At 60.6% G+C, this 22,981-nt stretch carries 18 protein-coding genes; 4 read left to right on the forward strand and 14 right to left on the reverse strand.

Features of this window, described 5'->3' with window-relative positions; translation table 11 throughout:
- Window positions 1-1,107 carry an iron-sulfur cluster carrier protein ApbC gene (apbC, locus tag ACNA0I_RS00100; RefSeq protein ID WP_415804030.1) on the reverse strand — a complete coding sequence of 369 codons (1,107 nt, stop codon included), beginning with the start codon at window positions 1,105-1,107 and terminating at the stop codon, window positions 1-3.
- A gap of 98 nt (window positions 1,108-1,205) precedes the next feature.
- Here apbC and ACNA0I_RS00105 point away from each other — a divergent pair, with 98 nt between their 5' ends.
- Both ACNA0I_RS00105 and metG read left to right on the forward strand, forming a co-directional pair.
- Window positions 1,206-1,508, forward strand: a complete 303-nt coding sequence (locus ACNA0I_RS00105) for a hypothetical protein (protein ID WP_415804031.1) — start codon at window positions 1,206-1,208, stop codon at window positions 1,506-1,508.
- 218 nt (window positions 1,509-1,726) lie between these two features.
- Window positions 1,727-3,802 (forward strand): methionine--tRNA ligase, encoded by a 2,076-nt coding sequence (metG, locus tag ACNA0I_RS00110; RefSeq protein ID WP_415804032.1) that lies wholly within the window; start codon window positions 1,727-1,729, stop codon window positions 3,800-3,802.
- Window positions 3,803-3,851: 49 nt separating this feature from the next.
- Here metG and ACNA0I_RS00115 read toward each other — a convergent pair whose 3' ends face one another.
- Both ACNA0I_RS00115 and ACNA0I_RS00120 read right to left on the reverse strand, forming a co-directional pair.
- Complete coding sequence (locus ACNA0I_RS00115) at window positions 3,852-4,607, reverse strand: sulfurtransferase (protein WP_415804033.1); 756 nt, start codon at window positions 4,605-4,607, stop codon at window positions 3,852-3,854.
- 88 nt (window positions 4,608-4,695) lie between these two features.
- Window positions 4,696-5,223, reverse strand: a complete 528-nt coding sequence (locus ACNA0I_RS00120) for an META domain-containing protein (RefSeq protein WP_415804034.1) — start codon at window positions 5,221-5,223, stop codon at window positions 4,696-4,698.
- A 282-nt stretch (window positions 5,224-5,505) separates the two neighbouring features.
- On the opposite strand from ACNA0I_RS00120, the gene ACNA0I_RS00125 reads away from it, so the two are divergent.
- On the forward strand, window positions 5,506-6,336 hold the full coding sequence (locus tag ACNA0I_RS00125) for a winged helix-turn-helix domain-containing protein (RefSeq protein ID WP_415804035.1): 831 nt from the start codon (window positions 5,506-5,508) through the stop codon (window positions 6,334-6,336).
- Between the two features lie 76 nt (window positions 6,337-6,412).
- Here ACNA0I_RS00125 and ACNA0I_RS00130 read toward each other — a convergent pair whose 3' ends face one another.
- From ACNA0I_RS00130 to tssJ, 6 genes are read right to left on the reverse strand one after another with little or no spacing between them, the layout of a single operon-like run.
- Entirely contained in the window at window positions 6,413-8,155 is a 1,743-nt protein-coding gene (locus tag ACNA0I_RS00130; RefSeq protein WP_415804036.1) for a serine/threonine-protein kinase, read from the reverse strand.
- Between the two features lie 29 nt (window positions 8,156-8,184).
- A complete protein-coding gene (gene tagF, locus ACNA0I_RS00135) occupies window positions 8,185-8,889 on the reverse strand; it encodes a type VI secretion system-associated protein TagF (RefSeq protein WP_415804037.1) in 705 nt (234 codons plus the stop codon).
- Between the two features lie 12 nt (window positions 8,890-8,901).
- A complete protein-coding gene (gene tssM / locus ACNA0I_RS00140; protein WP_415804038.1) occupies window positions 8,902-12,510 on the reverse strand; it encodes a type VI secretion system membrane subunit TssM in 3,609 nt (1,202 codons plus the stop codon).
- Window positions 12,507-13,790: a DotU family type VI secretion system protein gene (locus tag ACNA0I_RS00145; RefSeq protein ID WP_415804039.1), complete on the reverse strand. Its 1,284-nt coding sequence runs from the start codon at window positions 13,788-13,790 to the stop codon at window positions 12,507-12,509. The genes tssM and ACNA0I_RS00145 overlap by 4 nt, the downstream gene beginning before the upstream one ends.
- A 20-nt stretch (window positions 13,791-13,810) precedes the next feature.
- Window positions 13,811-15,145 carry a type VI secretion system baseplate subunit TssK gene (gene tssK, locus ACNA0I_RS00150; protein ID WP_415804040.1) on the reverse strand — a complete coding sequence of 445 codons (1,335 nt, stop codon included), beginning with the start codon at window positions 15,143-15,145 and terminating at the stop codon, window positions 13,811-13,813.
- 56 nt (window positions 15,146-15,201) lie between these two features.
- Window positions 15,202-15,756: a type VI secretion system lipoprotein TssJ gene (tssJ, locus tag ACNA0I_RS00155; protein ID WP_415804041.1), complete on the reverse strand. Its 555-nt coding sequence runs from the start codon at window positions 15,754-15,756 to the stop codon at window positions 15,202-15,204.
- A 201-nt stretch (window positions 15,757-15,957) separates the two neighbouring features.
- Between tssJ and ACNA0I_RS00160 the strand changes: the two genes are divergently transcribed.
- Window positions 15,958-17,325: an FHA domain-containing protein gene (locus ACNA0I_RS00160; RefSeq protein ID WP_415804042.1), complete on the forward strand. Its 1,368-nt coding sequence runs from the start codon at window positions 15,958-15,960 to the stop codon at window positions 17,323-17,325.
- A 35-nt stretch (window positions 17,326-17,360) separates the two neighbouring features.
- Here ACNA0I_RS00160 and tssH read toward each other — a convergent pair whose 3' ends face one another.
- From tssH to ACNA0I_RS00185, 5 genes are all read right to left on the reverse strand, one after another.
- Window positions 17,361-20,129, reverse strand: a complete 2,769-nt coding sequence (gene tssH, locus ACNA0I_RS00165) for a type VI secretion system ATPase TssH (protein WP_415804043.1) — start codon at window positions 20,127-20,129, stop codon at window positions 17,361-17,363.
- Between the two features lie 98 nt (window positions 20,130-20,227).
- Window positions 20,228-20,614 (reverse strand): DUF2195 family protein, encoded by a 387-nt coding sequence (locus tag ACNA0I_RS00170; RefSeq protein WP_415804044.1) that lies wholly within the window; start codon window positions 20,612-20,614, stop codon window positions 20,228-20,230.
- A complete protein-coding gene (locus tag ACNA0I_RS00175) occupies window positions 20,604-21,128 on the reverse strand; it encodes a DUF2778 domain-containing protein (protein WP_415804045.1) in 525 nt (174 codons plus the stop codon). Before ACNA0I_RS00175 ends, ACNA0I_RS00170 begins: the two co-directional genes overlap by 11 nt.
- Window positions 21,125-22,264, reverse strand: a complete 1,140-nt coding sequence (tssG, locus tag ACNA0I_RS00180; RefSeq protein ID WP_415804813.1) for a type VI secretion system baseplate subunit TssG — start codon at window positions 22,262-22,264, stop codon at window positions 21,125-21,127. The genes ACNA0I_RS00175 and tssG overlap by 4 nt, the downstream gene beginning before the upstream one ends.
- 51 nt (window positions 22,265-22,315) lie before the next feature.
- On the reverse strand, window positions 22,316-22,972 hold the full coding sequence (locus ACNA0I_RS00185; protein WP_415804046.1) for a DUF3540 domain-containing protein: 657 nt from the start codon (window positions 22,970-22,972) through the stop codon (window positions 22,316-22,318).
- Between the last annotated feature and the right edge of the window lie 9 nt (window positions 22,973-22,981).

The raw sequence follows: 22,981 nt of genomic DNA on the forward strand, positions 1-22,981 counted from the left end.
TCAGGTCGGCGGCTGTACGACGATAGAAGGCAATTTGCCCGCCATGTCACGCGGCAGCGCCGCAACCGCTCTGGCCAGCTTACGCGCGATGTCGCGGTAATGCCGGGCAGCTTCACTGTCGGGATCCGACACCATCGTGGGGCGGCCCGAATCCGTTTGCTCGCGAATGCGCATCGTCAGCGGCAGGCTGCCGAGCCAGGGCGTCTGATACTGCTGCGCCATCCGCTGGCCGCCGCCTTCGCCGAAAATATGTTCGGCATGACCGCATTGCGTGCAAATATGCACGGCCATGTTTTCCACAATTCCCAGAATCGGGACGTCGACCTTCTGGAACATACGCAACCCCTTACGGGCATCCTGCAACGCCAGGTCCTGTGGCGTCGTCACGATCACCGCGCCCACGACCGGCACCTTTTGAGCCAGAGTCAGGGCCAGATCGCCCGTCCCCGGCGGCATATCGATAATCAAATAATCCAGATCGCCCCAGTTCGTCTGCCGCAACATCTGCTCGAAAGCTCGCGTCACCATCGCACCTCGCCAGATGGCGGGGGCGTCGGCATCGATCAAAAAGCCTATCGAGTTCGCCTGCAGGCCATGGCCCTCCAGCGGCTCCATCGTCTTGTTGTCATGGCTAGCCGGACGGCCCGAAATCCCCAGCATGGTGGGCACACTGGGACCGTAAATATCGGCATCGAGCATTCCTACCCGGGCACCGTCCGCAGCCAATGCCAGGGCCAGATTGACTGCTGTCGTGCTTTTGCCGACGCCGCCTTTACCGGAGGCTACCGCGATGATGTTACGCACGTTGGGCAACGGTTTCAGGCCACGCTGCACGGCATGAGGCGTAACGGACCAATTCACCGTCACTTGCGCCTGCTTTGCCCCAGCCGCGATCAACGCCTGCCGTACCGCCTCTTCTACGCGACTGGCGGCATACGCCGCGGGGTATCCCAACGTCAGAGTGAGCGCCACCGACTCGCCGGCCACGTTAATGTCACTGTCTCTTACAAACGTCGATAATGCCCGCCCCGCCGCCCGGTCGGAGGGACCTGCCGAATCTGTAACTGCTCGCAACACCTCGCGAACTTGCGCTATCGTTATACTCATTACTCTAATTCCATAGGCAGGAGAGCTTTGCGCTCGCCGCTACCCGCAAGGATAGCGGATACAAGGGAACCTTTTCTCCTGTTTTGCATCGGATGATCATGATCGACACAATTTCCCGATTTCTTCGTGCCGTAGCGTTCGCTGTGCTGGCTTTGTTCGGCATGGCCATGGCGCTGGCTTTCATGATATCGACCGCCATCGCGATCGGTATCCTGTATCTCGTCGCCAAGGTCCGTGGCAAGCCCTTCGGCGTACGTGCCTACTGGAGCCAGCGGACAAACGGCCGCCCGAACGCTTTTCGGCCTAGTGGCCAGACCGCATCGTCGTCCACTCGTTCCGCGCCGCCCTTTGCGACGCCGCGCGGCGAGGTCATCGACGTCGAGGCCCGAGAGATCCACTGACCCCGGCCACCTGCACGGCGCGCGCCAACAGCGTACCGTGCCTCTGGCGTAGCCCACGTTTCCGGGCCGCGTCACAGCGCCCCGCGTCCGGCGCACCAATCACCAGCCCCTGTCCTGGCACGAGCCAAGGCGGGGGCATCGCTTTTCTACCTCTGCCGCATGACCCTGACAGGGCCGGTAAAATAGCGCCACTCTAGTCCTCAAACGTCATCCACGATATGTCTCGCACTCTGTTCGTCACGACCGCGCTTCCCTATGCCAACGGATCCTTCCATATCGGCCACATCATGGAATACATCCAGGCCGATATCTGGGTTCGTTCGATGCGTATGGCGGGTCACACCGTGCATTTCGTGGGGGCTGACGACGCGCATGGCGCGCCCATCATGCTCAAGGCCGAAAAAGAAGGGATCTCGCCGCGCGACCTGGTGGCCCGCTATGCTGCCGAGCGCCCGCGCTACCTGGACGGCTTTCATATCCGTTTCGACCACTGGCATTCGACCGACTCGGACGAAAACATCGCCCTGTCGCATGACATCTACCGTGCACTCAAAGCACAGGGCCTGATCGAAACGCGCGCCATCGAGCAGTTCTATGATCCAGTCAAGGGCATGTTCCTGGCGGACCGCTACATCAAGGGCGAATGCCCCAAGTGCCATGCCAAGGACCAATACGGCGACTCCTGCGAAGTCTGCGGCGCCGTCTACGCCCCGACCGAACTGATCAACCCCTACTCGGCCCTGACCGGTGCCACGCCGGTCCTGAAATCATCCGAACACTTTTTCTTTAAGCTGTCCGACCCCCGCTGCGTCGAGTTTCTGCAAAGCTGGACGACCGGCACCAACGCCATGGGCCTGAAGCACCTGCAACCCGAGGTTCAGGCCAAGACCCGCGAATGGCTGGGAGGCAACGACGGCGAAGCCAAACTGGGCGATTGGGATATCTCGCGGGATGCCCCCTATTTCGGTATCGAAATCCCCGATGCACCGGGCAAATATTTCTACGTCTGGCTGGACGCCCCGGTGGGCTACCTGGCTTCGCTCAAATCCTATTGCAACAAACAAGGGCTGGATTTCGACGCGTTGCTGGACCCGCAGGGCAGCACCGAACAAGTGCACTTCATTGGCAAAGACATCATCTATTTCCACGCCCTGTTCTGGCCGGCCATGCTCAAATTCGCCGGCCGCAAGACACCTGACTCGTTGAACGTGCACGGCTTTATCACCGTCAGCGGTGAAAAAATGTCCAAGAGCCGGGGCACGGGCATCTCGCCACTGCGCTATCTGGAAATCGGCATGAATGCGGAATGGCTGCGTTACTACATCGCCGCCAAGCTCAATGCCAAGGTCGAAGACATCGATTTCAACCCCGATGACTTCATCGCGCGCGTCAATAGCGACCTGGTGGGCAAATACGTCAATATCGCCAGCCGCGCCGCCAACTTCATCACCAAGCACTTTGACGGTGCGTTGGCCTACACCGGCGATACCGATGCGCTCTCGGCCGGCTTTGCGGCCCAGGCAGAGACCATCCGTGCCGCCTTCGAGGCCCGTGAATACAACCGCGCCATTCGCGAGATCATGGGCTATGCCGACAGCATCAACCAGGCGTTCGATACAGCCCAGCCCTGGGTTCTGGCCAAAGGCATCGGCACCGCTGACGCGGCGCAAAAGGCCGCGCTGCAAGACATCTGCTCGCGTTCGCTGGCTGGCTTCAAAGCACTGTCCGTCATGCTGACGCCGGTTCTTCCCGCCTTGACCGATCGTGTGGCACGCGAGCTGTTCGGCGCCCAGCAGTCCTACACCTGGGCCGACGCGGCCGCGCTGCCGCAACATGTGGCGCCCTTCAAGCACCTGATGCAACGTGTAGACCCCGCCATGCTGGATCAGCTCTTCGAACCGCCAGCGGCGCCGGAGCCCGTCGCTCCCATGCCGGGTGGCGAAGCCATCGCGGACACCATCACCATCGACGACTTTGCCAAGATCGACCTGCGGATTGCGCAGATCGTCGATTGCCAGCACGTCGAAGGCTCGACCAAGCTGCTGCAACTCACGCTCGACGTCGGCGAAGGCCGTCATCGCAATGTGTTTTCCGGCATCAAATCGGCCTACAAACCCGAAGATCTGGTCGGCAAACTCACCGTCATGGTCGCCAACCTGGCGCCACGCAAGATGAAATTCGGCGTCTCCGAGGGTATGGTCCTGGCCGGCAGTCATGCCGATGACAAGGTCGATGCCGGCATCTACGTCCTGGAGCCCTGGCCCGGCGCCAAGCCGGGCATGCGCGTGCGTTAAAACATCGCGCGGGACGCCGGGATTTCCCGGCGCACCCGCGTCAACGGTCCTATCCGGCTGAATCGTCCGGCGCCGGGGCCGGTGCCAACGCCGGATCCAGCGCGATACGTTCGTCGAACACGAAACAATTGCCGCGAAACCCTTTGCCGCCGGTTTCTTCGAAATACTTCAGGATGCCCCCATCGAGCTGATACACATGCTCGACCCCGGCTTCTGCCATGTACAAGGCTGCTTTTTCACAGCGAATGCCCCCTGTGCAGAAACTGACCACCGTCTTGCCGAGCAGACTATCGCGGTTCGTCTGCACCGCATCGGGAAACTGCGTAAACCGGTCAATGCGCCAGTCGATGGCTCCGTCAAAAGTCCCCTCGTCGACCTCGAAGGCATTGCGCGTATCCAGCATCACCACCGGCCGCCCCTCGTCGTCCACCCCTTGATCCAGCCAACGGGCCAACGTCACCGGCGCGACGGCGGGCGCGCGCCCGGTTCGCGGTTGAATCGCCGGATGATCCATGCGGATGATCTCGCGCTTGATCTTGACCAGCATCTTGCGAAATGGAACATGCGCCGAATAGCTGAATTTCACCTCTAATTCAGCAAAGCGCGAGTCCGACTGCAGCCATTGCAGCCACGCCTGGATACCGCTGGCAGACCCAGCCAAAAAGAGATTGATACCCTCTTCGGCCAACAGCACAGTGCCTTTCAGGTCTGCCGCTTCAGCCTGAGCCAACGCCTGCGCCCGCAGATCGGGGAGGCCCTGCAAAGGGATAAATTTGTAAGCAGCAATATTGACGACGGAAGACATGGCAAATGAAACAACGGCATAAGCGGAGCGGCGTAATAGTAAACGAGTCCGCCGGAAATGACGTTTTTCAGAATTTTACCCGGGTAAATTATTGCGGCGTCGGCGGGTCCTGTCTGCGCACGAACTCCAGCACATCCCCATTGCGCACATTGAATGTCAAATGACGTGGCGCACCGCCACTATCCAGGGTAAAAGACCGAATATCCGACAGGGCTCGCAAATACGAGGCTTCCAGTTGGGCGCGATCCTGCGCCGCACATGCCATGCGAGTCGCCCCCTGCACAGAAATCGACAGTTTCCCGTCCTGCAAGCGATAATCGCCCATATAGCGATTACAACCAGAAAACCCATTGACCCGATACGTTTGGCCTTGGGCCAAAAATACCAACTGAATAGGCTCACCATTGTCACCATGCGGAATGGCCCGTTGATCTCCTGTCGCGTTCACCCAGCGGGTCAACTCCCAGCTGGTCTGAGCCAACGAATCCGCACTGGTGGCCGCGTTGCTGGCCGCAGCCCCCTCTGCCGTGGCATGGCCGGTTGTGCCGGCACATCCGGCCGTCCCGACGAGTAAACCGGCGAATATCACATTACGCACATGCAACCAAGTGAACATCTTTGCACTCCAACCTATTTGTACACTCATTAACTGTAACGCGGACTTCGGCCCGCCTCGCGCCATATGACACACAGCGTCACACAAGATTGCCCTTCACATCTCGTCTGTTACAGCCTGGCGATCTATCCTTGATTCGCGCGAATTGGACATTAGCTCAGATTTGCCGCGTGCATCTTGCACGGCTCGTCCTGAGCCACAACACAAACAAGTCCCTCGCCGGGGTTGACCGGGCACGGCCCTATTATTGATGGGTCTCGACGCCCTATTCGGAACGGAATCATGAACACATCGCCGGACGTCCTTTTTCTTACTGGCGACGACACCGCCTATCCACAGCAGATCACTGAGTTATCGCGCCTGGGATTTCAGATACATCGTTATTCTGGACTATCAGAGCTATATCTGCACCTGTCCCAGCAGGCCATTCCCTTAGTAGTGCTCGCAGGTCCGTTGGCCATTATCGATATTGCAGCAGCGCAGTTGCGCGTCATGCGCCCTGGTATCGGCATCGTCGCCCTCGCACAATTTCCCAATAGCGATGCTCGGGTGCGCACGCTGTTAAGCGGCGCCGATGCTTGTCTGGACACCTATATCAACGGCCTGGAATTGGCTGCCGTGTTTCAGGCTCTCATGCGTCGGATGCCCGACACTACGCAAGCCCCTGCTCCGGCGGATGCCGCTTCGGCCCAAACGCTGACTCCCACCGCAACGGCGCCCGACTCTGCGTACGCTTCAGCCGAATCCGTTCCGTCCCCCTCGGGCGGATGGCGCCTGACCAGCAAAGGCTGGGCGTTGATGGCACCCAGTGGACAGACACTTTCTCTGACCACCGCCGAACGCAGCTTGCTGCTGCGATTTGCCCACGAACCCGACAAACGGATCAGCCGCGATGCGTTGAGCCTCGACACTGCCGCAGGCGAAGGCTCCGAAAGCGATCGCCGTGGGCGCTTTATCGACGTCATGATCAGCCGCATGCGGCGCAAAGCGGCCGCTCAGCGAGTGCGCCTGCCCATCAAAGCGGTGCACGGTTGGGGTTATATGTTCACTGCCGATCTGCTCGTCGACGCAGATATTCCCGATTTCGAGGGAACGATGACGGACTCCGATTAAGCTCAATAGCACGCCGGCTTCGAAAACCCAGGCGCTCGTGTTAGCGCCGCTGCGGCGCCAACACGAGCATCCGCCGTCACTCAAAGACGTGAGAAATACCGGCTGAACCACGAGCCGTGACGTTAATAGTCGTCTGATAATCGCTCGATGCAGGATTGCGAATCGTGACTTGGTGCCGGCCTGGCGCCAGCATGACTTGGCCCAACGGCGGACTGATTCCCCGCGAACGGCCATCGATGATCACTTCACCCCAGGGGCGCACGCTGATCCGCACCGCCACCTGTGCGGCTGCAGTCTTGGCTTGCTCTGCCGCCTTGGCGTCTGCGGCGGCTTTCGCTTCTGCAGCGGCCTTTGCTTGCGCAGCAGCGTCGATATCCTGGCTGAGGGCCTGGTTGCCATCCGTAACTGTCGAGGCGTTTGCTGCATCGGGAGACGTTCCGGGCGCGGGCGGCGTCGCAGGGATCGAGGTCGAAGCGCCATCTGGCGTCGCGCCTGGGTCCGTACCCGTCCCTGCCACACTCGCACCGGTATTCGACGGCGCCTGAGCACTGGGTGCAGTTTCAGAGCCCGATGCAGCCCCCGGGCTCAAGTCACTGCCGGGATTCGATAAGACACGCGGCGCAATCGCCCCTTCTGGTGTCGCAGCGGCAGACGTTGACGCCGTCCCCGCAGCACTAACGGATGAGCCAGAATTGATAGCCCCGGTCTGTCCGTCCTCGCCATTCGCGGTGCCTGCTGTCGGTGGCGCGCCGGAACTCGTGACCGCAGAGGGGTCCGGCGTAGCCGCGGGCGAAGTGCCAGACGCAGTCCCTTCAGTCCCCTCGCCTGGCTGCGCACTGCGTCCGAGATCGGACAAGGCGGGTGGCGTCGGGACCGGCGGCTCTGGTTTGGCCGGCGCAGGAGGCGGCTCGATTCCAGCGCTGGGCGCGGGTTTCTGCCCGTTGGAAGCAGACAGCAGACCATCGGGACGCAACCACATATAGACCGCCAGCGCTATCGCTGCCAAAACCCCCAATAAAACAAGCAACGGTACACGCGGCCCCGACTTGGCCCGTCCTGTCACCGCCGGAGCCACCGGAGGCAGTGCGGCAGATGCATCGCTGGTCTCGGCAGATGCAACGGGCGCCTGCGTCTCTGACTGCGGCTGCGACTCGGGCTCTGGCTGATGTGAAGATGTCGAGACTGACTCAGGCGCTTGCGTCGATCCTGCAACTGCCGCTGCCGCGGGCGCAACGGCCGACACGGCCGGCTCCAAGCCGAACGCGCGAGCAAACGACTCGATACTCGCAGGCCGCGCGGATGGTCTCATCGACAATCCGCGATCCACTGCCTGGAGAAACTCCGGATCGTAAGCACCGATATCGCGACCCGCCAAGGGAGCAGACACGTCTTTGATGCAGCGTTCCAGCGCTGACGGCGGGGCCTTTCCCACCAGCATCGTGTGCGCCACCGCGCTCAAGGCATAAATATCTGTCCAAGGCCCGCAGGGCGAATCTGGATCATCGGTGTATTGCTCAAAGGCCGCATAACCGTCGATACGGGCGGCGCTCTCCGCATCGGCCGCGGGCGTCAGCGGCGGAATCAACAAGTGAGCCTTGCCCGATGCATCCAGACCAATGGTGCTCATGGCGATGCCGCCATGCACACCGCCTTGCGCATGCAATGGCTTGAGCGATTCGGCGACATCGGCCAACACTCTGCGGATCCGCGCCTGAGGAACGCCGCCGTTGGCAGCAGCGGCAATTACATTCAAAGATCGCAATCCAGGAGCATCGCTCGCAGACGCATCGCGCTTGGGCAAAGGGGTGGTCGCACTCATGCTCGGAACTCCAGACACCTGCTACGTCGCTAGCGCCACGCGGGCAGCGATGCAAACAATCGGGTAAACAACGTGGCATTGAAAGCCCCGCCGTGTATATACGTCTGTAATGCAGCCCCATCAATCTGATTCGTCCACCAATAACTGGTATGCGAACTGGGGTTAAAGCAAAAAGGCAAATCGGGCCACGCCGTCAAACTGCGCGCTGCCACCGGTTCGGCCGCCGTCTCCAGACCCGCATTCAAGATATCCATGATGTCGCTGCCGCTGGAGCGGGCCACCGGCTGCAAGACCCCCGGTATCTGGATCGTCTGCAGCTCGCGATCAAACTGTTCCGTTGCACAACCATGGCGCACTGCTGTCAGGATGCTCGCGCCGATCTTGCGGTAATAGTCGCTCGCGCCATCCAGAATGCTGCTGTGATAGTCATTCTCGGCAATCGGCATGATCACGCACAAAGGATAGGCTCGCCCCACTCTATCCCGGCTCGGCGCCAGACATCCCAATTGCGCGCCGCCGCCACTCGGCCCGGCCGGTATTGCGAAATTCCAAATTGGCGCCGATGCAAAACTGCGAGCCACGCTGTCATCGGGCGCTTGTTTCATCGCCGCCAATCCATATTGCAGCCATCGGTCCCACCAGGCAATGAGCTCACGCGACAAGCGACGATGAACAAAGTCCCCCGACGCGGGAATCTTGCCGTACCACCCCAACTGTCCTCTTGCGTCGTCCATGGCGAGTCTCATCTAGCGGCCCGGGCAGGCAAAACCCTGCATCTCGGCGAGATTGAAAGGGCTTTTTGCACTGCTCGCAGTGATCTCCAACACGACCTTGCGGCCGTTAATATCAAATGTCGCTATCGTAATCTCAGGCGATGGGCCGCGGCTCAATTGCGCCTTGTCCAGCAACCGGTTCAACGCCCAAGGCCCCGAAGCAGACAGACCTGCGCCCCCCGTCTGCGGCGTCAGTTCAATGCGCACCTGATTCGATCCTCTCGCCCCCGGCCATTGCACCGTGGTTGCGATCTGCGGACCATGAGCATAGCGCACGGCCTGGCCATCCACATCCATCACGAATTGCGTAATCTGCGCATCCATTTCGATCGGACGAATCGCGACTCGATAAGACGGCAACGGGCTGCTCGCCATGAAATACACATCGCGAATCACCCCCGCACGCTGGAACGAATCCAGATACGACGCGCGCTCACCTTTTTCGCCGTCGATACCGGGTTTGAATCGCCACCGCGAACCCGACACATCGATCTGTGTGGCCAATTCCTTCTGGAAAAATTCGTCCATCATCCCGTTGGGGCCGAACAGCCGCGCCATATCGTTCGGCGCAACATCGCGCGACGAACTGCGGGCAAACGGATAACGCCCCGCAATCGATTGCCGGCAAAACAATCCGATGGTCGCCGACATCGTCTCGCCCATGCGCTGGCGCGATGCACCGGAGATCTCATCGGAAGCATTCACCGACATCGTATTGAGCACGTCACGTATCGGCTCGGGCAATCGTCCCGCCTCCGCGCGCAGCTTGGTCACGACATCCGAATTGGGCGCGGGACTGGCGCTGCGCAGCGCCGCATCTGCGGCAGTCAGATACGTGTAGAGGTCGTTGATCAAACCCGTCGTAGCCGTAATCAGCGGCGGACCACCCTGCGTTTCACTCTGAGCCAGGCGACGATAAGGCTCAAAATGCAGGTCCACGATCCGCTCGAGCTTGTCATCCGTCGCGTCGCTACGGACGGCCGAATTGGGCCCTGTGGGACCAAACATCTGCTCCAACGCATCGCGTGTGCTGCTCACGCGCTCACGGGCCTGATCCATGAGCGAGCGTCCGTCACCCGTATCGCGCAGCAGATTCGTCTCGCGTGCGACGCCTTGCACCAGCTTGACCAACGGCGAGTCCGGCGCTGACAAGGTGCGGGCAATCTGAATATTCTGCAGCAGCGATGTCGCTGGCGCCAGCTTCAGATCATTCAGATAGGCATCCCACTGTTGTACATAGTCGTTCATGTACAACCGCTTGATATCGACGATCAACTGCTGCTGGGCTGCCTGATCCAAGGCCCCAGGCGGCGCGATATTCAGCACCCAGGCATCATCCTGACGCAGCAACTCGGCAACCCGATTCACCCGTTGATTAAAAACCTTCCAATAGCCATCGTAGCTGTACAGCGATGGGATCCCGTCCGTCAGGGGCTTGCCGCTCTTGCGCACAAACACGGAACTGGCCTGAGGCCCACCCAACGTCACTGCTGTCTGCTCCGGACCTTGATCGGTATTGGACAGCAATCGGCGCAGACGGCTATACGAGCGTTGCGCCAACGTGTAATGCGCCAGTCTCTGACGCATCTGAGTCACCAGCTCGTCATCACGCGGGAACGGCGAGGACAACACACGGCCCTGCACCAGATTGCGCAAATGCAACGACATAAAATCATACTGACGCCGCGTATAGCCCTCGGGCAAGGTCTTTTGCATATCCGACAGCAACCAGGCATGCATGAACTCTGCATCATAATGATCAGGTTCATACAGCATCAGATAGGCACGCAAGGCCTCATACGAAAATTCCAGGTCATTCGGCGCCGACGTACGCAATGCACTTTCTACGCGACGTGCTATCTGTGGCAACAGTACTTGCTCTAGCGTATTTCGATACACCCCTTGGGCTGCAGACTGCATTTTTTGACCTTGATACAGGCCAAACTGATACGTCAAGGGCGGCGAATCCAACTCAAAGCTCGCATCGCGCGGCAAATACCACAAGCTATCCAGAAAGGGCATCAACCCCAGCACATCGCCTGCACGCGTAATCTTGATGTCGCGTCCCAGCTTCTCTACGGTAGGCACACGACGCTCGACTTCGGCGACATACGTCTTGTTATTGCGATAGCTGATACCCCACCCGACCAGCAAGGCAATCAACAACACCGTGATCAACCCATAACCCGCCCAATGCAAACGCCGATAGCGGCGTTCCCAGCGCAAATTCCGGCCTGCCAGGCCGGCCTCGCGAAAGATCACGTCCTGCAGCACGCCTTTCAAGAAATAGCTGCGTCCGTCTTCCTCCGGTGCTGGCGTTGCCTGTGCCGCGCCACCATCAATACGCAGGTAGCGCTTCAGATAGCCCGTTACCTGGTCAAACGTTTCGCCGCCCTGCGTGCCACTGGTGAAATACACACCGCGCGGCACCAGCCGTGCCTCGAATTTCGACGTCGCGAACACATCACTCAGGAACTGTCCCAACACCGTCTGCAACCCGGCAAACTGCTGCGGCAGCATATAGGCCAACGCCCGCCGGGCTGGATCCGTCTCAGCCGCCAGCACCTCGGGCAATGCATCATGCAAGCGGCGCTGCAACAACTGATATTCAGTATGAAATGCCTCGTACAAATCGAAATCGGCTTCCTGAGTCCGGGTATAGGGCAAGGTAAAGCCCCACACCTGCGACAAATCCTCGCGGCTGAAGGACCCGAAATACTCCTCGAAACCCGACAGCAAATCGGCTTTCGTCACCAGCACATACACCGGAAACTGAATACCAAGCTGCTCACGCAGCTCTTGCAAGCGACGGCGCAACACCGCGGCATGCTGCGCACGCTCCGCGTCCGACGCGGCGAGCAAATCCTCCACACTGATCGTCAGCATGGCGCCATTGATCGGCTGACGGCCGCGATACTTCGACAACAGGCCGAGGAATCCTTTCCATTCCTCTTCGTCACCCGTCGCATCGCTTTCGTGAGTGGTGTAGCGGCCGGCCGTATCCAGCAGCACGGCATCGTCGGTAAACCACCAATCGCAATTCCGTGTACCGCCCACCCCACGCAGCGCGACCTTGCCAAAACGATCCGCCAGCGGGAAATTCAGGCCTGAATTCACCAACGCCGTCGTCTTGCCCGCCCCTGGCGCACCGATGATGACATACCAAGGCAGTTGATACAGATGCTGCTTGGAAAAACGAGACAACGAGAACCGTCGCTTATCGCCATCAAAGCGCGTCTTGCGCAACAACTCCACGGCCTCGTTGAAACGCTCTTCGAGCTGGCGAATCTCAGGATTGCCAGGCTCGGGCTCGACCTTCTTTTTAGCAGCAGGCTTGCGTAGTTGACCTAGCAGCTGCGCATTCAATCGGCCCTCACGCCATTTGCGCCAGATAATGCGCAACAACCAGAGCCCGAACAACACCGCAATCACAATGATGCGGGTCATCTCGCTTTCCAGAGGACGCGTCGTGCCAATGGCAAGCAGCGGCCCGGCAATCCAGATCAGCAGCGAAATCGCCACCAAGCCAAAGAAATTCCACAGCCCTCGGCTAAAGAGGAAACTAAACACGTTATGAATCATTGCCGCGCACCCTCGACAGTTTCCCCTCGCGGCACCGGTGGCACCATCAGCGTGATCTCAACACGACGATTACGCGCGCGCCCTGCTGCAGTATCGTTGGGCGCAACCGGGTCGGCGTCGCCACGGCCTTCTGCCCGCACGCGGTTTGGTTGATTCAATCGGGCCTCCAGCAGATCCTTGACCGCGTCCGCACGCTCTTGCGACAAATGCCAGTTCGACGGATAGCGCGCGCTGCGTATCGGAACATTGTCGGAATACCCACGCACCAGAATATCGCCTTCGGTTTGACGCATGGCATCGGCCACGCGCGACAGCACCGGCAAGTATTGGTCTCTCACTGCAGCCGATCCTGACTCGAACAACCCGTCGCCGCGCAGCACGACAACACTGCGGTCAACCTCATCGCGCACAGTCACCAGATCATCCCGGATTTCCGGCGCCAAAAACACCGCCAAACGCGGCGAAGACGCTGGCTGGCGCGTCGGTGCGATCTGCACCGTAGGTGGCCTCAAACCGTTCACTGCCGAAAACACGACATCAGACTGCCGGCTCAAACTCCAAGCCAAGGCCCAATAAATAGCCAGCGCCAATACTGCAGCCAGCGCGCCGAACACCCATAAGGGCACAGGCAACCGCCGCAATTGGGTCTGGGCCGGCACATCCTGCCAATGTGGCGACAAGGCAAGCGCGTATTCGCCTCGAGCACCGCGCAAAATCCGCAGCAAGCGTTGACGCAGCGTCTCCAGCTGCGAACGGCCGTTATCGAGGACGCGATAACGCCCTTCAAACCCCAGCGCCAGGCAAAAGTACAGCAGTTCCAGCAAATCCAGATGCTGACCGGGGTTCTGCGAGAGTTTTGCCAGCAACTGAAAAAATTTCTCCCCGCCCCAGGTCTCATTGTGAAACGTCACGAGCAGACTGTGCGCCGACCATACCCCATTGCCTCCCCATGGGGTCAGAGCAGCCGCCTCATCCAATGCGGTGCACAAGCAATATCGTGCCCCGAGAATGGTCTCGTTAGGGATGCCGGCCTGCTGCGCACGCAACTCGAACTGGCGAATCTCATCGAGCAGATGCTCGCGCAACATGGCTGGTGACGGGTGCGACGTAGTCGCACGTATCTGGGGAATCAAATCCAGCAATGGATTCGCGGCAGCGACCAATGGATTAGAGCCGCTGATCACATACTCGTGTGGCCGCAATCGGCCGGAGGCCGAAGCGCCCCCTTCTGGAAGGCCTGACCCCATGGGGCCGGGTAATGCAGAATCAGATGCGTGCATGATATCTCCGGCGGGCTACCCTAATCGCGCAATGCCCAGAACTCCATGGATAGGCCCGGGAACTCGCCCGCCAAATGCAAAGCCAGAGCGCCCGTGCGCTCCAGCTGTTTCCAGAAATCGCCGCCCTTGTCGAGCTCGAAATACACGTGGCCCGCGCTGTACGGAATCTGACGAGGCGCCACCGGCAAAGCCCGTACCGTCACACCGGGCAGTTGCAAATGCACCAGATCGCGAATGCGTTCTACCGGTCCGATCTTGACCTGTGCTGGGAAGCGCGAACGCACCGTATCCGACGGCATGTCCGCGTGCACGGCCAGGATAAACCCCGCCGTGCGCAGCAACTCCAGATCGGGAATCTGCGCCACCTTCACACCCTGGCCACGATCCTGCAGCGGTATCTGCAAAGCGTGCTGCTCCAGCACCGCCGACAGCGATCGGCGCAATTCATCCATCAGGGTACCGAACGTCAATTGCAGATCGTCATGCTCATAAGTGGGCAGGACCTCAGGCCGTCGCGTTGCCGCGGTATAGGTCGCCAAGTCGCAGGCCAGCATCAGCCAATCATGAAACAGGCGTTCCGGATGCAGCCACGCCGACTGGCGTGTGTGCCATAGCGACCCGATATAGCGATTCACCGTCTCCAGCAACATGAAATCGGAGACTTCAGACACGCCGCCTCGGCCAGGTTGCGACAGGCGCATCGCCAGCGCCTCGCTGCGCGCCTGCAGCAAGCCGTAGAGCTCCTGCACAAAGCCCAGCAACAAGGGATGCGTCCCCGTCGACAGCCACGGCGCAATGTAGCGCTCGTCCAGCACGACCCGATTGTCCGCACGGCGCTCAATGACGCGCACCACACCCAGGCCCAGCCACTCGTCACCCATGTCGGTTTCGAGCATCAGGCGCAAGCGCAGGCGTCCCACCTGCAGCAATGCAGGCTCCAACCCCACTGATCCCGAATCGGCGACCTCCGCCTCTTGCACAAGGTAGCGCGCCAGCGAATCCGCTTCGTCCTCGTACTGCACATCAGTGGCCCCAGGCCGCACGCGCGGCAAAGCCAGCATGACGCGCACGTCCTGCGCCGAGCCGGGCACATCCAGCGCCTGCGGTGCATCGTCCGGATGGGAAAAGTCGAACGGCGTACCGTCCGGCAAGACGCCGCTGGCCTCCGTCATCACCAGCTTGCCGATCGCCAGCGCATCGCGATCCAGCACCAGGTGGCTGAAGCCCCAGAAAAACCCCTGCAGCGCTGCGGTGCGCTGCTTTAGCGCGCCATCGAGATAACGTTCAAATTGCTGAAAATGCTGGGGACGCAGAAACATCCCCTCTGACCAAATGACTTTGTTCTTCTCTGCCATGGTTATGCTTGCAATAGGGTTGCGGAGTCAGACCGCGGGCAGCGCGAGCCGTGCGCCTAAAACGGCCACCACGATCTATCCCGATCCGTGACAACCACTTCGTTATCTTTGACAGAGACCTTGATCGTCTCTTCGTTGGGTGAAAACTGCCATACCTTGAAGATGTTGGTTTTCTGCGCCTCGGGCAACTCCACCGCCAGGCGCCACTGGCTTTTCTCTAAATCGCGGTACGCCGCCACGATACCCACCATGCGGGCCTCGGTATTGCCAGCATACTGCAGGGTCTTTGTTTCGCCGGGGCGCAGCACCACCTGATCCGAATTCAGCAGTTCTTTGCCCAACGCAACCTGGGGATCAGATTGCAGTGCAAAAAAATCGCGAGAGCTGAACGCACTGGTCGAGCTCAACTCATAGACTGTGATCTGTACAGGAGAAGGCCGCCCGTTGATGTCGGGGTTAACCTGCTTATCAGCCGTCAACTCAATCGCATACGGCACCGCAACACGGCTTGCCGTGGAAGAACAGCCCGCGATCACCAGCGCGAAAACCATCAGCAGCCCTGCCCGCAGGGCTCTCCCAAGCGCAGTCGAGGTATTACGGAACACCATCATTCGCGGCTCGCCTCCCTAGCTTATGAATAAACCGACTATATCAAGCGAAAAATAAGAAACTGTCGTGTAAATACAGAAACAGTTACGACTGTTACGCACATGGCGAAAAAACCTTGAGCCAATAAATTTTCATCACTCCCCGTCATCACTTCCACCTATAAGGGTCGTTATCATTGAACAACCTGCACTGGAGATCTCTGCATGAAACTCACCGTTCAGCATTATCCCAACGACTCCGGCTTCATCACGCCGTGGTCCGCGGTATTCGAAGCCCCAGGCGGCACGCTGGGACGGTCGGCAGACAACCACCTCATCCTGCCGGATCCTGAACGCGGCATATGCCGTATTCAAGCCGCCTTGCGTATCAGCAACGATGCTTGCTACCTGGTGAACCTCAGCAGCATGAGCAGCGTCAGCATCAATGGCCGCGCAATCCAGCGAGACCAGGAGGTGCCGCTTTCTCCCGGCGACGAATTGGTGATCGGATCCTATACGCTCAAAGCTGAAGACCCGCTTGCCCCCGCCGTCGAGGACGCCCCTGCATCGGCAGGCGGATTCGCGACGCTGAACGCCGTAGCGCCGGACCCGCTCCTGGCAGAACCGGACCCTCTGCTGGAAAGCCCATTACTGGACCCTGCAGCGATCACGCCCAAATCCGTAGCACCTCGGGAAAACCCGACGCCTATCTCGCGAGTTACGTCCGCACCTGCCTCGCCGCCACTCCCCACATCGGCCCCTGTCGCCGTCGCAACAGCAACCGCGGCAATGACCACTGCTGCCGAAATGACGGCCCCACTCGTCACCGCCAAGCCCGAGCCAGAAACCGCAGCTCAGCCCGAAAGCGCACATCCCTCTGATACCTCAGACACCTCATCTGCGGCCGATATCCCCACCACGACAGCCCCTGTTCCAGAGACTGTCGCAGCAGCCCCGTTCACCGAGGATGTCCCGCCGCAGCCCGCCGTTGAGCCCGTTGCCCCGCCTCCGCCCACAACGCACTTCGCGCAATCCCCGGCCACGGATCCCTTCCCGCAGACGGCACCAGCGGACAATCCCCCCGTCGCCGAGGAAAGCCTTTTCGACGAACCGCTTGCTCCGGCATCGTCAGCTGATACCTCATCCACCGACGTTTTCAGTGACCTGTTCGGCCCGGGCACCCTTCCCGTCGGCAGCGTACCCGATGTTTCCGCACATCCCTTCGATATGGAATCCGCGCAAACCCGCAATCCCGAAGATCCCCTGCGTCATTTGCCGCGCGGCGATGCCAATGTTTCAGGTCCCCTGCGCGATCCTCTGGACCTGCTGGATTCTCACGAAGGCGAGGACGTGCACAACGTATTTTCTGATCAAACGCCCTCGACCCTGCCCTCACATGATCCGCTCGCCCCGCATCGCCTGGACCCTGTCAGCGAGGCCCTGCGCAACAAGCAGGATCACGATACCCAAGGCTGGGCGGCACGCGATCATTTGCGCGAATATGGCGGCTACCTGCGCCCGGCGCGCGTGCAGCAGCCTGCTCCCACCTCCGACGAAGCCGACGGCAAGCCAGACACTCCCCGCCGCAAATAGCGCACGGAGAGGGCCCCGAACGCTCAGGGCTAGGGCTACGACTCGTACTCGTACTGAAACTCTCCATCAGCCGCTTGCAAACTGACGGCGTTCACCCGGCGCCCATCCATTGAGGCGGTCAGCAGTTCGCGGCTGATCTGCGGCAACACCGTGTTGGTCAGAATCGCGTCCACCATGCGTCCGCCCGATTCAACCTCGGTGCAACGTGCTACCACCAGGGCCGTCGCCTCGGGGCTGACCGTCAACGTAATGCCATGGTTATCCCACAGCCGTTGGCGAACCCGCTCAAACTGCAGATCCACAATCCGAGCCAACATCTCGTCAGAGAGCGGCAAATAGGGCACCGCCACCAGACGCCCCAGCAATGCTGCAGGAAACGCCTTTAATAGCGGCTCTCGCAAGGCAGAGGCCAGCCCATCGGCATCCGGCATCAGATCCGGATCCTTGCACAGGCTGCTGATCAACTCGGTACCGACATTCGAGGTGAGGATGATGACGGTATTGCGAAAATCGATATAGCGGCCTTCACCGTCTTCCATCCAGCCTTTGTCGAAGACCTGGAAAAAAATCTCATGTACGTCCGCGTGGGCTTTCTCTACCTCGTCGAGCAGCACGACGCTATAGGGACGCCGCCGTACAGCCTCGGTCAGCACGCCGCCCTCACCGTACCCCACATAGCCCGGCGGCGCGCCCTTCAGCGTAGACACCGTATGCGATTCCTGAAACTCGCTCATGTTGATCGAGATCAGATTCTGCTCACCGCCGTACAGGGCCTCGGCCAAGGTCAATGCCGTCTCGGTCTTGCCCACACCGCTGGGGCCGCACAACAAAAATACGCCTACGGGCTTGTTGGGATCGGTCAGACGCGCGCGGGAAGTCTGAATACGCCGTGCGATCGCCTCCAGACCATGCCGTTGGCCAATGACCCGCTGTTCCAACGTATCCGCCAAACGCAATACCGAATGGGCCTCATCGCGCACCATGCGGCCCACGGGAATACCGGTCCAATCCGCGACGACCGACGCCACTGCCGCGGCATCCACGGCAGGATAAATCAACGCATGCTCGCCCTGACGGCGTGCCAGCTCCTCTTGTGCCTGCGCCAACTCGGCACGCAATTGCGCAGGGTCCGCCGTGGCGACCGGGCTCTGCGCCGATGCTTCAGCCGCAGCCGTTGCACTCGTTCCCTCTGCATCCGTCGCGGCAACGGTACGCGCCGTCGATGCGCCACCCGCACCAGCCGCACCGCCAGCCGATGCCTCTGTCGACCCACCATCGCGCGTGTTCGACGCATCCAGCGCCTGCCGCAACGCAAATACCCGCTCGGCCAGCTCACGCTCGGCCTCCCAGCGTTGCACCAGTTCGCGCTCTTGTCCACGCGCCTGCTCGAGGTCCGTTGCGACCTGATCCACCCGGTCTGCGGCTCCCGCACCCAAGTGCGCCTCGCGCACGGCGATACGCTGCTCGATTTCCAGAGCCTCGATACGGCGACGCGCGTCCTCCAGTGCAGCAGGCACCGCATGTTGACTCACGGCAACCCGGGCGCACGCCGTATCCAGCAAGGCAACCGCCTTGTCAGGCAATTGCCGGGCGGGAATATATCGGTGCGATAACGACACCGCCGCCTCGATCGCCTCGTCCAGCAACAGCACCTGATGGTGTGCCTCGAGTGTCGCTGCCAGCCCTCGCAGCATCCCTACCGCACGAGGCTCTGCCGGCTCATGGATCTGCACCACCTGAAAACGCCGCGTCAGCGCGGGGTCTTTCTCGATGTATTTCTTGTACTCGGACCACGTCGTCGCGCCGATCGTGCGCAACTGGCCCCGCGCCAATGCGGGTTTGAGCAGATTCGCCGCATCACCGGTCCCTGCCGCACCGCCAGCGCCTACCAGCGTGTGAATCTCATCGATAAACAACACGATCGGACGCGGGCTGGACTGCACTTCGTCGATCACGCTGCGCAGACGTTGCTCGAACTCGCCCTTGACACCGGCGCCTGCCTGCAACAGCCCGATATCCAACAACAGCAGAGAAACCTCGCGCAGCGGAGGCGGCACATCGCCACTGGCCAGACGCAGCGCCAGCCCCTCGACCACCGCCGTCTTGCCTACACCGGCTTCGCCTGCCAGCAACGGGTTGTTCTGCCGACGCCGCATCAGAATATCGACAATCTGGCGAATTTCCTCGTCCCGTCCGGATACAGGGTCGATTTCGCCCGCGCGCGCCTTGGCAGTCAAGTCGACCGCATATTTCGCCAATGCGGAGCCGCCGCCCTCGGCTGATGCCTGACCCTCCGCATCAGTCTGCACCGGTTGCGCCGTGGCATCCTCGGGCGACCCGCGTACGATGTCATCCAACTGTTCCAGCAACACATCCGGCACGATGCGCGAAAACTGGTCGGACATCCCCAGCAGCACATTACGCAAGGCATAGGTCTTTACCAGCCCCGCGATCAAATGCCCGCCGCGAATGCGCCCTGCGCCATAGCGCAGCGACCCGAGCACCCAGGCTCGTTCAACAGCATGGTCAATATGCTCGGACAAGTCGGACACCGACCCCGCGCCACGCGGCAGCTGATCCAGCGCCTGTGTCAGATCGGCCTGCAGCATCCCCATATCGACATTAAACCGCCGCGCGACACGATGCAGATCGCTATCCTGCGTGTGCACGATCTGGTGTATCCAGTGCACCAGTTCCACATAGGGATTACCTCGCAGCTTGCAAAACGAGGTCGCGCCCTCCAGCGCCTGGTATAGCAGCGGATTGAGCTTGCCAAACAAATCTATGCGGCCAATATCAGACATATCGTTGTGTAGTACCCAGCGTGAAAACGAACCCGCCCGCCAGCACAATCTGGCAGGATCAAACAGGAAAATCAATCAAGCGCCATGCTTGAGCAACGTCAATCCGGTCCCGCACAAGCCAACGATAGCACCACGCCTCGATCCCCCAGCAGCTGCGCACTGCTCGCCAATGTCAGCGGCTGCACTCCCGACTCCTTGACCAACAAGGCGCCGCGCTGCAAAAAGCTGCGATATCCTCCCTCCATCTCCACCTGCGAGGTATACGTCGCAATAGCAGACTTGCAGCCGCACTCTCCGATCGATTTCTTGACAGTCAGAGTAGCCTCCGTCACCACCTGCTGTCCGGTGGTCGTACGCACTCCCGGCTGCAACGCGACGCATTGCGCCAGGGCGTTCTCGACTTTGATCGGCCCGGCCGCTTGTGCTGCCGTGCCGGTCAGGGCGGCTGCCAATAGCATCGCCAGGCATCGTGCATTATTCGACAAGCGTGCCTCCATTGGTCTCGCGGCCGGCTACGTAATCGACCTTGATGATCATCGTCGAACGCCCTCTACCGCCACGCGCATAGGTACGCAGCAGCGGGAAAATGCGGCCATCGACCTCAATGCATCCGTGACTGAAACCCTTGGTCGAATCATGCAGGTAAAAGCCGCCGCGCACCGGAGAGCAACGGTTACGCGTGGCCGTATCGGCCGGCTCCATTCGCGCACGATTGACGCCCCAATTAGCCCAGTATGGCTCGCAAGCCCCCGCAGCAGCGCCACGCGGGATCGTCTGAATTCCCCACGCCGGCTGCAACGCGCAAGCGCCGCGCCCGTCATCTTGCGCCGCGCCCTGATCCGCCAGGAATATCTTGTACAAGCCGGGCGGCACCGGGCCTGCGTCCGGCGTGCATGATTCAGACGGAATCTGTGAGCCGCGCATGCCGCTCGTCGCACGGAATTTTCCATGGCCTGGCCAATGCAATACCTGACCATCGTAGAACATGTCATGCGTCACGATCTCACCTCCTCGGGTTGTGATGTTGCGGCTGCTTGGCGTGCGTCACGCTTTGCACGGTCACGGCCTTCGTAATCCAGTAATAAATCGCGGGCGTCCCCTTGCTCCGCCCGGCGCTTACCCAGCCAGGACGACAAGCCCAGGGGCTGCGGCTCGCCCAATTTGACGCCCCGCACGTCCTGCCGCTTTAGCACGGGCCGAACATCCCACGCCAGTTCGACACCAATGTAGTCTCGGACCCAATGCAGCAATTGTTTGGCGCGCCGGCCGCCAGGCAGGAAACTGGTGTAATCGGCTCGCGTCAACGGGCCGAGTTCGATGCGGAACTTGTGCTGCGCGTCGCGCACCGCCGCCCCCAGAATGGTGTCCTGCCCCAATCCCATGGCGCCGCCCAGCCCCAGCCGCTGCGACGGATCCAACCGTATCCACTGAGGCACAAACTCCGCAATACGTACCGGCACGGAAAAGAAAGTCTGCAGGATCTGCTTTAACCCTTCGGGATTCCGGGTTTGCCGCAGCAGATGGCCCGCCATGAAAAACTTGGCGTGATCCATCACCGCATCGCGTCTGGCCAACGAGGGCATGCCCATATGCAGCAGGCTCGCCACATAGCGGGTAAAGCGGGCTTCCTTGCGATCCAGGCTGACCGTGCTCTGCGCGTCGGCCCATGCCCGATAAAACAACAGGATCAGCCGATGATGAAACACATCGGCAAAACCCGACAATGTTCGATCGCCATAGTGATACATGCGCTCACGCGCATACTCGGTCAAATGCAGCGGCAACGGCCCGTTCGGACCGAACAGGCCAAAACTGTAGATCGAGAGTTCCGGCGGCCGGCTTCCGCGTCCCAACGAGACCGAAGCCAGAGTCGATGGTGCAAAAGCCATCGAGGGTTCCTGTCTCAAGCGTACGGGTTCATTACGCGCGACCGTATCGCGCCCCAGCGGCAAACGAGCGCCGGCCCGCGCATCGATCCAGCGCAAAGTATGAAACAGATCGTGGGAATACGGATCCTGCGACAGCGCCCGCCAGAACTCGGCAGGCATGCCCGGCAGGACGCCTGCCGCAGAGGGTGGCGAGGTCTCAGACGCCTGCCGGCCCGCTTCGCCCGCAGCGGGTTGCGAGCCGGACATGTCGTCGGCCGTCGCTTGTACCCCTGCTTGCGCCATCGTGTCTGTCATCCGTCAGCCCATATGAATCTGCTTGGCGTCTACCTTCACGAGCTTCTCGCCGGTCACCATGGTGTACGACGCATGCAATCGCGCGCTCTTGTCGGCGCGATAGTCCAAGGAACCGGCGCGCACGTGCTCGACCTCCTCCGCCGCGCGGAACGTCACACGCGAGAGAAACGACAATCGGTCCATGACTGCCTCATAGACCTTGCCGACCACGCGTGTAGCCCCTACCGTGGCCGTCACCTCGGCACCGAGATATTTCATCTTTTCCGTGACAAAGCTGGCTTCTTTCGCCTGCAGTGCCAGTGACGCGGTTTCGATCGTGACCGCATTCTGTCCAGACACATGCACGTCAGTTGCTCCCTCCAGAGACACGCTGCCCGTGCGTGATCGCAGTACGACATCGCCCACCGCCTCGAGCTGCGTACGCTGCGGATCTGCCTGCTCCACGACGGCGATCAGATATACGCGCGACGCTTCCGGGCCGCTGATCAACACATGATCGCCCGCTTGCGGCATCAGCAAGCAACTGGCGGCCAAGCGCGTGCGCCATTGGTGTCCATCACACTCGACAACAAAACCGCCGTCGTCATCACGATGCAACACCGTGCCAATCAAATGCACCGGATCGTAGACCGGATACTGACGTTTCGCAGCGGTATTCATGGCACGACT

It is taken from the genome of Bordetella muralis, assembly GCF_965139205.1.
Taxonomy (GTDB): domain Bacteria; phylum Pseudomonadota; class Gammaproteobacteria; order Burkholderiales; family Burkholderiaceae_B; genus Bordetella_A; species Bordetella_A muralis.

Bases quoted from the DNA above. Each gene is read 5' to 3' on its own strand.
- apbC (WP_415804030.1), bottom strand. From the start codon at position 1,107: ATGAGTATAACGATAGCGCAAGTTCGCGAGGTGTTGCGAGCAGTTACA.
- ACNA0I_RS00160 (WP_415804042.1), top strand. From the start codon at position 15,958: ATGAAACTCACCGTTCAGCATTATCCCAACGACTCCGGCTTCATCACG.
- ACNA0I_RS00185 (WP_415804046.1), bottom strand. From the start codon at position 22,972: ATGAATACCGCTGCGAAACGTCAGTATCCGGTCTACGATCCGGTGCAT.
- metG (WP_415804032.1), top strand. From the start codon at position 1,727: ATGTCTCGCACTCTGTTCGTCACGACCGCGCTTCCCTATGCCAACGGA.
- ACNA0I_RS00105 (WP_415804031.1), top strand. From the start codon at position 1,206: ATGATCGACACAATTTCCCGATTTCTTCGTGCCGTAGCGTTCGCTGTG.
- ACNA0I_RS00115 (WP_415804033.1), bottom strand. From the start codon at position 4,607: ATGTCTTCCGTCGTCAATATTGCTGCTTACAAATTTATCCCTTTGCAG.
- tssG (WP_415804813.1), bottom strand. From the start codon at position 22,264: ATGTCCGGCTCGCAACCCGCTGCGGGCGAAGCGGGCCGGCAGGCGTCT.
- ACNA0I_RS00120 (WP_415804034.1), bottom strand. From the start codon at position 5,223: ATGTTCACTTGGTTGCATGTGCGTAATGTGATATTCGCCGGTTTACTC.
- tssJ (WP_415804041.1), bottom strand. From the start codon at position 15,756: ATGATGGTGTTCCGTAATACCTCGACTGCGCTTGGGAGAGCCCTGCGG.
- tssH (WP_415804043.1), bottom strand. From the start codon at position 20,129: ATGTCTGATATTGGCCGCATAGATTTGTTTGGCAAGCTCAATCCGCTG.
- ACNA0I_RS00125 (WP_415804035.1), top strand. From the start codon at position 5,506: ATGAACACATCGCCGGACGTCCTTTTTCTTACTGGCGACGACACCGCC.
- tssK (WP_415804040.1), bottom strand. From the start codon at position 15,145: ATGGCAGAGAAGAACAAAGTCATTTGGTCAGAGGGGATGTTTCTGCGT.
- ACNA0I_RS00145 (WP_415804039.1), bottom strand. From the start codon at position 13,790: ATGCACGCATCTGATTCTGCATTACCCGGCCCCATGGGGTCAGGCCTT.
- ACNA0I_RS00130 (WP_415804036.1), bottom strand. From the start codon at position 8,155: ATGAGTGCGACCACCCCTTTGCCCAAGCGCGATGCGTCTGCGAGCGAT.
- tssM (WP_415804038.1), bottom strand. From the start codon at position 12,510: ATGATTCATAACGTGTTTAGTTTCCTCTTTAGCCGAGGGCTGTGGAAT.
- tagF (WP_415804037.1), bottom strand. From the start codon at position 8,889: ATGGACGACGCAAGAGGACAGTTGGGGTGGTACGGCAAGATTCCCGCG.